The 11678-nt window shown below is 59.0% G+C and carries 11 protein-coding genes and 2 pseudogenes; 4 read left to right on the top strand and 9 right to left on the bottom strand.

Features of this window, described 5'->3' with window-relative positions; translation table 11 throughout:
* The 4 genes and pseudogenes from AAAC48_RS03920 to AAAC48_RS03905 form a co-directional block, all read right to left on the bottom strand.
* Positions 1-207 (bottom strand): annotated as a pseudogene (locus AAAC48_RS03920) (recombinase family protein); the annotation flags it as partial.
* Positions 208-318: 111 nt separating this feature from the next.
* Entirely contained in the window at positions 319-528 is a 210-nt protein-coding gene (locus tag AAAC48_RS03915) for an NAD(P)-binding domain-containing protein (RefSeq protein WP_340652914.1), read from the bottom strand.
* A 131-nt stretch (positions 529-659) separates the two neighbouring features.
* Entirely contained in the window at positions 660-1475 is an 816-nt protein-coding gene (locus tag AAAC48_RS03910; RefSeq protein ID WP_340652913.1) for an oxidoreductase, read from the bottom strand.
* 137 nt (positions 1476-1612) lie between these two features.
* Positions 1613-2206, bottom strand: coding sequence for a TetR/AcrR family transcriptional regulator (locus AAAC48_RS03905; protein ID WP_340652912.1), 594 nt, complete (start codon positions 2204-2206; stop codon positions 1613-1615).
* A gap of 98 nt (positions 2207-2304) precedes the next feature.
* Here AAAC48_RS03905 and AAAC48_RS03900 point away from each other — a divergent pair, with 98 nt between their 5' ends.
* The 4 genes and pseudogenes from AAAC48_RS03900 (at position 2305) to AAAC48_RS03885 (ending at position 9349) form a co-directional block, all read left to right on the top strand.
* Positions 2305-3417 (top strand): efflux RND transporter periplasmic adaptor subunit, encoded by a 1113-nt coding sequence (locus AAAC48_RS03900; RefSeq protein WP_340652911.1) that lies wholly within the window; start codon positions 2305-2307, stop codon positions 3415-3417.
* Complete coding sequence (locus AAAC48_RS03895) at positions 3417-6527, top strand: efflux RND transporter permease subunit (protein WP_340652910.1); 3111 nt, start codon at positions 3417-3419, stop codon at positions 6525-6527. The genes AAAC48_RS03900 and AAAC48_RS03895 overlap by 1 nt, the downstream gene beginning before the upstream one ends.
* Before the next feature lie 535 nt (positions 6528-7062).
* Positions 7063-7395, top strand: a pseudogene (locus tag AAAC48_RS03890) (transcriptional regulator); the annotation flags it as partial.
* An 85-nt stretch (positions 7396-7480) separates the two neighbouring features.
* On the top strand, positions 7481-9349 hold the full coding sequence (locus tag AAAC48_RS03885; RefSeq protein ID WP_340652909.1) for a type II toxin-antitoxin system HipA family toxin: 1869 nt from the start codon (positions 7481-7483) through the stop codon (positions 9347-9349).
* Positions 9350-9612: 263 nt separating this feature from the next.
* On the opposite strand, the gene AAAC48_RS03880 is transcribed toward AAAC48_RS03885, so the two are convergent.
* The 5 genes from AAAC48_RS03880 to AAAC48_RS03860 all read right to left on the bottom strand — a co-directional run bounded on the left by AAAC48_RS03880 (position 9613) and on the right by AAAC48_RS03860 (position 11649).
* A complete protein-coding gene (locus tag AAAC48_RS03880; protein ID WP_340652908.1) occupies positions 9613-10044 on the bottom strand; it encodes a DUF1801 domain-containing protein in 432 nt (143 codons plus the stop codon).
* Positions 10045-10148: 104 nt separating this feature from the next.
* Positions 10149-10607, bottom strand: coding sequence for a DUF1801 domain-containing protein (locus AAAC48_RS03875; RefSeq protein WP_340652907.1), 459 nt, complete (start codon positions 10605-10607; stop codon positions 10149-10151).
* An 8-nt stretch (positions 10608-10615) separates the two neighbouring features.
* The gene (locus AAAC48_RS03870) at positions 10616-10840 is read right to left on the bottom strand and encodes a hypothetical protein (RefSeq protein ID WP_340652906.1); all 225 of its coding nucleotides are present in this window, start codon (positions 10838-10840) and stop codon (positions 10616-10618) included.
* Between the two features lie 57 nt (positions 10841-10897).
* On the bottom strand, positions 10898-11329 hold the full coding sequence (locus AAAC48_RS03865) for an SRPBCC domain-containing protein (protein WP_340652905.1): 432 nt from the start codon (positions 11327-11329) through the stop codon (positions 10898-10900).
* Positions 11326-11649, bottom strand: coding sequence for a metalloregulator ArsR/SmtB family transcription factor (locus AAAC48_RS03860; RefSeq protein WP_340652915.1), 324 nt, complete (start codon positions 11647-11649; stop codon positions 11326-11328). Before AAAC48_RS03860 ends, AAAC48_RS03865 begins: the two co-directional genes overlap by 4 nt.
* Between the last annotated feature and the right edge of the window lie 29 nt (positions 11650-11678).

Below are 11678 nucleotides of genomic sequence, written 5' to 3'. Positions count from 1 at the left end.
ACCATTGGGTACAAGCTCGATTCGGCTGACCAGCATGCGGAGCTTATCGGCCGCCTGTGCCCGGGTCTCCTCGTTGCCAAGCCGATCGTGAAGACCAGCGATCTCCTCATGATACTTCGTCAGGTTGGGATGAAGCAGGGGAGGAGGCTCCTCCTCGTTATCGAGAAACGCCTTAAGCTCCTTTTTGCGGCGTTCGAGTGCCACCATCTTCGCGTTGATCTTGTCAGCAGCGCCACCCTTGAGAATAAGGTCGAGAAGCGTGTCGAGTTCGCGATCGATCCGCTTTATCTCGGCGGATCTGGAATGCCGAAGCCGACGTCACGGATTCGGAACTCGTTGAAGAGGCTGGCGAGATCGGAGTACTTTGCGAACGGGGATCGAAAGAACGATCCCCACGACGTCCTGCGCGGCCTCCTGCTTCGAAACAGCGGTAGCACCGATATCGCGGGCAAGATCGCGGACGGTGTCTGGCCCCTTCGAATTGGCGAGCTTGACCTCATGGCCGCTGGCGGCAAGCTTTCGCGCCAACCTGGCGTCAATATTTCCGGCGCCAATGATTCCGATCTTCAGGGAGGTCGTTTCGCCAAAAGTATCATCTCCTGAAATGCGCTCACAACGCCTGCCTCATCGAACAGAACAGGATGTCGTCGATGTCGACATCAGACCGGCAACCCGAGCTGCTTTCGCAGGCTCTTGTCGAATGCGGATGCGGGGACGAAACGGCGCAGAAAACTGACCTGACGTGCCATTTTTCCGGCCGCATAGCGCCTCTTCGGAGCGGGATCGGTCGCAGCCGCCAAAACGGTCTTGGCTACTACTTCGCGCGCGTCGCCTTTTTCCATCGATTTCCGAACGGTTATAGTCATGCTAGCCCGCGCAGAGTTATAGATATCAAGCAACTGATCGGGGGCGGCGAGATTGGCCTCGAATGACGTACGGGTATAGGCGGGCTCCACTAACGAAACGCGAATGCCGAACGAGCGCAATTCGTGATCGAGCGATTCGGAATAACCCTCAATGGCATGTTTGGTCGATGAGTAAAGCGCGAAATAGGGAGCGGGGATGAACCCCTGTACCGAACTCAAATTAACGATTCTGCCCTTTCTTTGGCGTCGCATTGCCGGCAACACCGCGTTGGTCACGCGGAAAACGCCGAAGACGTTCACGTCGAACAGCGCCTGGGCCTGGGCCATCGAGGACTCCTCCGCGCCACCAAGCAGACCCATGCCAGCATTATTGACAAGCAGATCGATGCGCCCGGCCTCGGCCAGCACGTCGTCAACCAGTTTCGCCACGGGCGCGTCGTCGGTCACGTCGCAAGTCAGCATGGTAACGCCGTCGCTCCTCTGGGCGACGGCACGACGGCTGGTTCCGAACACGCGAAAGCCCGCGTTCTGCAGGGCCGCGGCCGTTGCTTGCCCGATGCCGGTGGATGCCCCCGTCACCAGGGCGACGCCAAGATTGGTCTTGTTCATGGAAATTACTTCTTTCTTAGTGCTGGATTGCGTTTCGAAAATGTCGGTTGGCCTGCCGGTCGTAGGTCTGGTGTTGGGAAAAACAGGAACGGTTAAAGGCAGTCTTCAATCACCGGTTCGTCCGGTGCTCGCGCCGGTCAGTTCGTTCGTCCATCTTCACCGCTTGCAATACGTCTGACTTCCCCGGCGGCTGCGTCCAGAACCCCTCGCGATAGATTCTCTTCCTCAATAAGGCGCGATAACGTGACAGCACCCACCATCAGAGACAATATCGCCATTGCCTTGCCGCTGGGATTGGAGCTCTTGGCTTCGTCCATCAGTTCATCCAGGACCTCAAAGTGAGCCCGTATTCCATCCTCAAATGGACGCCTGACCTCTTCAATTTGCCGCGCCGCGTCGGCTCCCAACGCCACCAATGGGCAGCCGTCGGCCTTTTCCCCACGATGTCCGGGTGAGAGGTAGAACTCCATGACTGCTTCGAGGGGATCGGAACTTGTCGCTGCAGCTGTCGACCATCTGCGTGTGGCGCTTTCCATCGCGCGTCTTGATGCCAGTGCAGCAAGGTGGTCCTTAGACAAGAACTGTTTATAGAACCCGCCTTGCGTAAGGCCAGCACCCTTCATCAGATCCTTCAGGCCAATTCCATCGAAGCCATGCTCTCGAAAGAGACGGCTCGCGACGTTGATTACGGTTTCCCGATTTTCCTCAGCCTGTGCGCGGCTCACTCTCATTTCGACCTCCTGTTAGATTTCATTTGACATCTATAGCGTAAATAGATTTAGATCGCAATCTAATTTGTGCAGATCGCTCGTCAAGTAGAGAATGTAAAATGAAACGCAAATACGTCCTGACTTTTGTGGGTCTCCTGGGAGTGGCGGCAGCCGCTGCCATTTTCCTGGTGTCCGAAACCACCGAACGGAAAGCCGAAGCTGCAGATCCGAGGACGGTTGCACCGCTCGTAAGGGTGGCCGAGGCGAAAAAGACTGGAACGGCGGAACGGTCGTTTACCGGAAATGTCGCTTCGCGAGTACAGAGCAATCTCGGGTTTCGGGTTCCGGGTAAGATCGTCCAGCGGATGGTCGATGTGGGTCAACAGGTGAGGCAAGGCCAGGCCCTGATGCGCATCGATGAAACCGATCTCCAACTCGCGCTTACAGCGAAGCGCAATACGGTCATCGCAGCGCGTGCTGTCCTGATCCAGGTACAAGCAGATGAGAAACGCTATGCCGCACTGGTAAAAAATGGATTGGCTGCCACCCCACAGCGATATGAACAGGCGAAAGCCGCCCTCGACACGGCCTCGGCCCAGCTTGCCGCGGCTGAAGCTGACGCCAAGGTCGCAGAAAATGCAGCCACCTATACGGTTCTTCTTGCAGATTCGGATGGAACAGTCGTCGCAACGCTTGGAGACCCCGGACAGGTCGTGACAGCGGGCCAGACGGTCGTTCAACTCGCGCAGGCTGGGCCTCGGGAAGCCGTTGTTTGGCTACCTGAGACTTTGCGGCCCGATATAGGATCCGAAGCGCAGGCAAGTGTCTACGGAGGCGACGGTCTCAGCGGAAAGGCCCGCTTGCGACAGATCTCCGATGCCGCCGATCCGCAAACCCGTACTTACGAGGCGCGCTATGTTCTCGATGGCGCCGCCGCCTCTGCCCCGCTCGGTTCGACGGTGACGATTAAAATCCTGGACGCGCACAGGCAGTCGGAGGTCGCTGTTCCGGTAGGTTCCATCCTGGACGACGGTAGCCGGACAGGTGTTTGGGTTGTCAACGGTGCCACTTCCACCGTGAAGTTCACGCCAGTCGAAATTAAACGGATCAGCGAGGAGACGGCATTTATCACCGGTATTGGCATTGGTGAGAAGGTTGTCGCTCTGGGCGCACATCTGCTGGAAAATGGTACATCCGTTAGGACCGTCTTGCAGCAAGAGGTGACAAAATAATGAGCTTCAATCTCTCAGCCCTCGCGGTTCGCGAACGCGCCGTTACCTTATTCTTTATTGTTCTGTTGGCGGCTGCAGGCGTCTACGCCTTCGTCAAGCTGGGACGCGCCGAGGATCCTTCCTTCACCATCAAGACCCTGACAGTCACTTCAGTCTGGCCAGGTGCCACTGCGCGTGAAATGCAGGATCTTGTCGCTGAGCCACTTGAGAAGCGCATCCAGGAACTCACCTGGTATGATCGTGTCGAAACGATAACGCGTCCTGGCTACGCCTTCCTCACGGTGACTTTGAAAGATAGCATGCCGCCCGCCGCCGTCGAAGAAGAGTTCTATCAGGCTCGCAAGAAGCTTAGCGACGAAGCCCGAAATCTCCCTCCAGGCGTCATTGGTCCCTTCGTCAACGATGAATATTCCGATGTGAGCTTCGGTCTTTATGCACTGAAGGCAAAGGGGATGCCGATGCGCGACCTCGTGCGACAGGCGGAGGTCATCCGTCAGGATCTCCTGCACGTTCCGGGTGTCAAGAAAATCAACATTCTGGGAGAGCGCCCCGAACAGATCTTCGTTGACTTTTCCTATGCCAAGCTCGCGACACTTGGAATATCGGCAACCGATATCGCCGCAGCTTTGCAGAGACAGAATACAGTCACGCCCGCCGGCTCCATCGACACGCGTGGGCCACAGGTCTTTATCCGTTTCGACGGAGCCTATAACAGCGTGCAGGCGATTGCCGATACGCCGATCGTAGCGGCTGGACGCACTCTAAAACTTTCCGACTTGGCGGATATTCGGCGCGGGTATGAAGATCCGGCGACCTACGTCATCCGCCATGAGGGCGAGCCCACAATCATGCTGGGTGCCGTAATGCAACAGGGCTGGAATGGTCTTGATCTCGGCAAGGCGCTTGAAGTGCGATCCGCCGCGATCGCGCAGACACTTCCGCTGGGCATGACGCTCACCAAAGTCAGCGATCAGGCCATTAACATCGACGAGGCGGTCAGCGAATTCATGCTCAAGTTCGAAATGGCGCTTGGCGTAGTACTGTTCGTGAGCCTGGTTGCCCTCGGCTGGCGCGTCGGCATCGTTGTCGCGCTTGCCGTACCGCTGACGCTCGCCGTCGTCTTCCTCATCATGCTGGAAACCGGCCGGTTCTTCGATCGTATCACACTCGGCGCGTTGATCCTTGCGCTGGGCCTCCTCGTGGACGATGCCATCATTGCCATTGAGGTGATGGTGGTGAAGATGGAGGAGGGCATGGACCGCATCAAGGCGGCCGCTTATGCGTGGAGCCATACGGCAGCGCCGATGCTGTCCGGCACCCTCGTCACAATCATTGGCCTGATGCCCGTGGGCTTTGCAAGATCGACTGCAGGTGAATATGCCGGCAACATTTTCTGGGTCGTCGGCTTCGCACTGATCGTTTCGTGGTTTGTTGCAGTGATCTTTACCCCGTACCTCGGCGTCAAGTTGCTGCCTGACATCAAGCCCGTCGAAGGTGGACATCACACCATCTATGATACGCCGAACTATCGTCGCCTGCGCTCCCTCATCGAGTTCGCGGTTCGCCATAAATTCATGGTATGCGCCGTGGTCGGCATCACGATGGCTGTCTCGGTCATGGGGATGGGAGGTGTAAAACAGCAGTTCTTCCCGACATCGGATCGGCCTGAAGTGCTGGTCGAAGTTCGCATGCCCGAAGGCACAAGCATCGAGACCACGACAGCTGCAGTGGAGAAAGTCGAGGGCTGGCTGCAAACTCAGCCGGAAGCAAAAATTGTCACCAGCTATGTAGGGCAGGGTGCGCCCCGCTTCTTCTTTGCCATGGCACCTGAATTGCCCGACCCTGCCTTCGCCAAGGTCGTTGTGCTCACCCCCGATGCGCACGCACGCGAGGCTTTGAAGCACCGCCTACGAGCCGCCGTTTCGGACGGGCTTGTTCCTGAGGCGTCCGTGCGCGTAACGCAGCTTGTCTTTGGGCCCTATACGCCATTTCCGGTCGAGTTTCGGGTCATGGGACCGGATCCGGATGAACTTTACAAAATCTCCGAGCAGGCTCTTGCTATCATGAAAAGGGTTCCAGATGTCCGACAGGCCAACCGGGATTGGGGCAACCGAACTCCGGTGCTGCAGTTTGTCCCCGACCAGGATCGGCTCAATCTGATCGGTCTCTCACCCTCTGAGGCAGCCCAGCAGATGCAGTTGCTGCTTAGCGGCGTCCCTGTCACCCAAGTGCGCGACAACATCCGCAACGTCCCCGTTGTCGCACGTAGCGCAGGTGACAACCGGCTTGATCCTTCAAGGCTGGGCGATTTCTCGCTTATGAGCAGGGATGGCCGTCAGGTCCCCCTTGATCAGATCGGCCATTCCGAGATCCGGTTTGAGGAGCCGATCCTGAAACGCCGCGACCGCACGCCAGTGATTACGGTACGCTCTGACATCAACGAGGCGTCACAACCGCCCGAGGTCTCACAGCAGGTCATGAAGGCACTACAGCCACTGATCGCATCGCTCCCCGTCGGGTACCGCATCGAAATGGGCGGCAACATCGAGGAATCCCTCAAAGCCAATGTCGCACTCGTCAAGATATTTCCGGCCATGATTGCAGCCATGTTGATCGTCATCATCCTCCAGGTTCGCAGCTTGTCAACGATGACGATGGTCATGTTGACTGCGCCACTCGGACTTGCCGGGGTGGTCCCGACGTTGCTTCTCTTCAATCAGCCTTTCGGCTTCAACGCCATTCTCGGGTTGATAGGATTGGCAGGTATCCTCATGCGCAACACGTTGATCCTGACAGAACAAATCAAGGAAAATCAAGCTGCCGGTCTCGATGACTATCACGCCGTTATTGAAGCGACGGTGCAGCGGACGCGCCCTGTCATCCTAACTGCACTGGCTGCCATTCTCGCCTTCATACCCTTAACTCATTCGGTGTTCTGGGGATCGATGGCCTATACGTTGATTGGCGGAACGGCTGCAGGCACCGTGATGATCCTGCTCTTCCTTCCAGCTCTGTACGCAGTGTGGTTCCGGATCAAGCCAACGAAAGATGACCACCACGGAGAGGCGATTGAAGAACTGGCACCACAGAGGGCAATGGCCGCGGAGTAGTGTACTTCGTGTGCAAAAAGATCCCTCCGGTTTTTAAGTGGCTTTCTCATGCCTACCGGTATGCGTAAGGGAAGCGGAGCTCCAGCAAAATCGGAGGGGTCTAGGAAATACGCGATCAATGATGGGATCATTGTGTGCTTGCGGCACCCCGCCCTCGTTCAACGTGGCGATTGTATCGTGCAAATGGCCGGTCTGGCGTGATCGAACCGGGATCAGGCATTGGGCTGCCCGTGCATTTGCCCGAAAAGTTGGTTCCTCACCACGATGGCAGGAAACGCTATTTGCGTTCGCGAAAAGTGCTCCATATGAGTTTGATGACGGTACTTTAGAGGCTAATTCGTGCGCGTCGCTGGATGCCGAGAGGTGTAAAAATCGTCCAATTGGTCCCGATAGTTGGCGAAACCTCAAAAAATTTTTCACGGGCGATTTTCCCTTTAAATTCAAAAGCGTAGCATTTTGACGTGCCGGGTGCCGGAGTTTTCTCGCCGCCAGAATAAATTTGCAAGCAATTTCAATTGGTTATATGATGTTTAGTCAGGTATGGCTGGCCATCGGCCAGAAAGACTGGGCTCCGAAATCCGGTGGTACGCCAATTCGTCTGGTGCGATTTGCCGATGGCCTGCTTTCCGAGAATGTCGAAACCCATCCCATCGAAGGGGTGTTTGTCAAGGTCTTCGGGGTCGCGAAGACGATCGCCGACTGCTTCCGATACCGGAATAAGATCGGACTGTGCGTGGCGATCCAAGGCCTTCAGGAAGCGTTGCGCCAGCGCAAGACAACCCCGGATGAGATTGCCAGACAGGCTGAATGTGGAGCGGTCGTTACGGTGATATTTCCCTACCTCGTAGCGCTGACGGCCAATAGCTAACGAGAAGCCGAGAATTATCGCGCATTTCAGATGCGTGATAATGCTTGACTGATCTCCAGACACGTGCGATTAACGCGCATCTGAAATGCGGGATAATCCTGTGTCTATCCATCTTGTGGGAGAAACGATCGATGCCAAGCAGGCGCATCAGCGTGCGCAGGCTGGAGAGCTGATCCAGCTCGTCCGCGGCGTCTATGTCGATCATGACGGCGACGCTGAGGCAAGCATCCTGGGGCATGCCGTCCGCATCGCCCACTATCTCTATCCTAACGCCTATCTCTCGTCCGCAAGCGCGGTTCTGCTCGCGCCCACGCCAGACGGACGCCTGTTCATCAGTGGTCGCCGCAACCAGCGCACGCGGCTGCGCACGCTCGAGATCGTTCAGAACCAAGCCCCGGCGCACCCCTCGACGGCGATCGCGGTGATTGGCGACGATCTGGGAGAGCTGCGCGTCGCCGCGTCTTCACCACGCCAACGCTTCCTCGAAGCCTTCCGCCTGCGAAGCGAACACGCCAGCGCCGTCACCGTCGAAATGCGCGCCCGGATGGCCGCCCGGTTGGTGGAGGAGCATGGAACGCCACGCGCGGCGGCTGACGCTGTCTGGGCACTGGCGCGCGAGAATGAATGGTATCGCGAAGGAGAAGGCGCTGAACGCTTCCTGTTGGCCCAGCCCGGCGCGGCCAAGGCCCCCGTCAACAAGGCAGCGCTCGATCTTCTGGTCGCCTGGCACGGCGAACCTCTGGGCCGCCTGACCCATGACGGTTTCGAATGGCGCTGGAAGGCTCAGAGACGGGTTGGTCCGGCGCTGGTCCGCGAGACGACGCCGGGCAAGCTGCCGGCGTTCATCGAGTCGTTGCTGCCGGAGGGATGGCTTGCCCAGGTCCTCCATGAACGCGACGAACGCGAGGCGCTGCGGCGTGGCCGACGCTATATGTCCAACATCGTCATCGTCGAGGACCGCGATGAGTTGGCCGCGCTGCCCGCCGATGTGCTCACCACCACACTCACCAGCTTCCTCGACGCGGGCCGCTTCACAGGCGTTTACGCCGGACCGGCGCGCGGCGAGATCGAGGAGACCTTCGAGCAGAACCTGGCGCGCATCTTCGCGCGCGCCGAAACGCCACGCCTGTCGGGCGTCCAGATCAAGGCGCCGATGTGCCTGACCCCGGATGGCGCTCTCGTTCCGGCCATCGACCAGCCCTTCACCCACATTCTCAAGCCTGCAGGGACAGCGGGATTCGAGATGCTGCCGATCGTGGAATGGCTATGCCTAGAGCTTGGTCGCGCGGCGGGGTTCGAGGTGCCCGCCGCGGCCCTGATCGAGATGCCCGACGCCATGGCGCCAGCGTTGGTCGTCGAGCGGTTCGATATCCGGCGCGGCCCTCAGGACGACCGTCGTCTGGCGATGGAGGACTTCTGCTCCATCTTGGACCTTCCAGCTTCGGCAAAATATGATGGCACGATCGAGCGCATGGCGCGGGGCCTGCGCCCGCTTTCGACCGATCCCGCGGCGGACCTCGACATCCTGTTCCGTCGCGCCGTCTTCGCCTGGTTGATTGCCGATGGCGATATGCATCTGAAAAACCTTGCGATGCTCAAGACGTCGGAGGCAGAAGCGAAAGCTTTCACGACGGTGCGTTTCGCCCCGCTCTACGACGCTGTCACCACGCGCGTCTTCCCAGGCCTTGGCGGTGATCGGATGGCCCTGAAGCTGAACGGCAAGGATGATCGCCTGACCCGCCACGACTTCCTCGCGCTGGCCCGAACGATCGGTCTGACGGTCGGCGACGCCGAGGCGGCCGTCGGCGAGATCACCCAGCGGCTCGCTGCGCGTGTCAAGACGCTGCATCTGCCAGCATTCGCGGCTGAATCCGAGGCGGCGAAGACTACACAAGACAAGGTGATTGCCCTCGTCGAGGATCGATGCTCGGCCTTTGCTGGCAACGCTGAATAGGCGGTTCGGCTATGGCTCAAGCCGGATTTGCACATCTCCTCGACGGGTGCAGGAAGCCTCGCCCGACCCTCAACTCATCTCGGCTTACCCAACCGCAACCGCAATCTCAATCTCGGTTTTGCTGGGCACCTGGAAACACGGGCGGTCTTGGCTGACAAGACGGCGTAGCTGCAGACGATGATCGAGGACGGTCCGCGTTCGGGGACCAACTTAAGGTAGGCCTTGAAGGACCCTGCCGCGAGGAACCAGCCCTGGCCGGCTCCTCAAGTGCTCCTTGGTCTTTTCTGAGATCGCGCGGACGTGTTCAGTGCCGCGGCGGCGCGAATAAGCGCCTTTAACGCCTCTTCATCAATTTTTTCGCCCTCATGGAAATCGATGGCGCGCCTGGTGTTGCCTTCGAGGCTGGAGTTGAAGAGGCCTGAAGGGTCCTCCAACGCGGCGCCCTTGGCGAAGGTCATCTTCACGACATTCTTGTACGTCTCACCGGTGCAGATGATTCCGGCGTGCGACCACACCGGAACCCCTCTCCACTTCCACTCCTCGACCACGTCGGGCTCGGCCTGCTTGATGAGAATTCGGACCCGAGCGAGCGTCTCGCCCCGCCAATCGCTCAGCTCCTGGATTCTCGCATCTATCAGCTGGGAGGGAGATTTTCCTCCTTCTCCTTGCTTCGGGCCGCTTTTGCTCTTCTCCATGGTGGTTGTCGCCTTCTCCTTGGTGGTTGTCGTTCGTCCGTCACATCAGAATCGCTAGTACGGGAGGGCTGAAGCTTGGCGTCCCTCACGCCCGCACTGGCCGCTCACATTCGTTCGCCGGGCAATTGGCTGGCTTGCTTCACCCAGTCGTCGAGCTGAGTTTCGTCGAGCTGGTCGTCCTCGTGGATGTCGAGGTAGCGCACGTCCTTTTGCTTGGACTCGCCGGGGGGGATAGGACGCAGTGACGCGCCGCGGAAGAAGGCCACCTTGATGTACTTCGTGAAGCAATGGAAACTGAGGAACCAGCCTTGGCCCTCGACGCCGTAGAGGGGCGTGTTCCATTTCACCGCCTTGTGCACGCCGGGGACGGTGCCCACGATGAGCGCGTCGAGGCGGCGCCCGACATCGCTTTTCCAGCCCGGCATGGCCGCGATGTAGGCCTGAACGGGGGCGTCGCCGTAGCCCTTCGCGATCTGAGGGTTGCCGCCTGAGAGGAGGGTCGGCTTCGCGGCCGCCGGCTTAGCGGCGGCCTTCGCCGAGGTCTTGGATGTCTTGCCGGCCATGGCGTTCACTACCATTCACCGGTGTGTCGCGCGCTGCGCCACTTGGCGGTATACGGCAACACGAACATGTACAGGCCGGTAAACAGCAGCAGGAAGAGCGGGAGCAGTGGCGAGTAGACCACCCAGGCGGGAGGCTCCCCCAGCCCCATGGCGACGAAGTTGGCGATGACGGTTACAGTAAAGGCAATGGACAGCCAGCGGTGGATCTGCCGAATACACTTGTTCCAATTCATTGGGACCTCCTCTGAAGACGAGCCAAAGCGGGTGGAGCGACCCGCTTAGCGGCGGCCTTATTCCATCCGCGCCAAGACCTGCTCCAGGTTTGCAAAGAACTGCTGCCACCCGACCTTGGCGCCCCCGTGGGCTTGCTTCTGATCCGGCCGGAAGCCCGACTGCTCCATGCGCAGGTGAGTGCCCGTGCTCGTTGGGGTGAGAGTAAAGGTCACCACACTCCTCAGATTGTAGACCGCATCGTCGTGCGTAAAATTCCAGGTGTAGGACAGCGTTTTGTTCGGCTCGATGGCGAGGACCTCGCAGTCCAACACGCCGCCCCAGTCTCCGCGAAGATTGAAGCGGTGGCCCTCGACCGGCTTGAAGTCGTTCTTCATGAGCCACTCCTCGATCAGGTGTGGTTGCGTGAGCGCGCGCCAGATCCTTTCCGGCGGATAAGGTACCTCCCGTGCGACAACGACGGAGCGCGTTTCGGTCGACGTTTCGTTCATTGATCCATCCTTTTGAGTAGATCTTCGAGGTGGTCGAACCGGGTTTTCCAGAACCCGGCCATCTGGCTTGTCCAGTCGATCAGCGGGGCCAAGGCGCCGAGCTGCGCGCTATAGTGCGTCTGGCGACCTTCATGGCGGTCGCGTACCAGTCCCGCCTGCTTCAGGACCCCGAGATGCTTTGAGACGGCCGGTTGCGAGACCCCGGCCCGAGCCGTCAGGGCACCGACAGTCTGCTCTCCTTCGCGGCACAGTCGTTCGAAGAGAGCCCGCCTAGTCGGATCGGCGAGCGTTCTGAAAAGCACGTCGTGGCCATTCGGCATCGGAACACATAACCCGTTGGCTATTGATC

It is taken from the genome of Phyllobacterium sp., from assembly GCF_037994405.1.
GTDB lineage: Bacteria > Pseudomonadota > Alphaproteobacteria > Rhizobiales > Rhizobiaceae > Phyllobacterium.
The sequence above is the reverse complement of the archived record's forward strand: the minus strand, read 5'-3'. Positions and strand labels throughout refer to the sequence as shown.

Coding starts and splice junctions, on each gene's coding strand:
- AAAC48_RS03910 (WP_340652913.1), bottom strand. CDS start 1,475: ATGAACAAGACCAATCTTGGCGTCGCCCTGGTGACGGGGGCATCCACC.
- AAAC48_RS03905 (WP_340652912.1), bottom strand. CDS start 2,206: ATGAGAGTGAGCCGCGCACAGGCTGAGGAAAATCGGGAAACCGTAATC.
- AAAC48_RS03900 (WP_340652911.1), top strand. CDS start 2,305: ATGAAACGCAAATACGTCCTGACTTTTGTGGGTCTCCTGGGAGTGGCG.
- AAAC48_RS03895 (WP_340652910.1), top strand. CDS start 3,417: ATGAGCTTCAATCTCTCAGCCCTCGCGGTTCGCGAACGCGCCGTTACC.
- AAAC48_RS03885 (WP_340652909.1), top strand. CDS start 7,481: ATGCGGGATAATCCTGTGTCTATCCATCTTGTGGGAGAAACGATCGAT.
- AAAC48_RS03880 (WP_340652908.1), bottom strand. CDS start 10,044: ATGGAGAAGAGCAAAAGCGGCCCGAAGCAAGGAGAAGGAGGAAAATCT.
- AAAC48_RS03875 (WP_340652907.1), bottom strand. CDS start 10,607: ATGGCCGGCAAGACATCCAAGACCTCGGCGAAGGCCGCCGCTAAGCCG.
- AAAC48_RS03870 (WP_340652906.1), bottom strand. CDS start 10,840: ATGAATTGGAACAAGTGTATTCGGCAGATCCACCGCTGGCTGTCCATT.
- AAAC48_RS03865 (WP_340652905.1), bottom strand. CDS start 11,329: ATGAACGAAACGTCGACCGAAACGCGCTCCGTCGTTGTCGCACGGGAG.
- AAAC48_RS03860 (WP_340652915.1), bottom strand. CDS start 11,649: ATGCCGAATGGCCACGACGTGCTTTTCAGAACGCTCGCCGATCCGACT.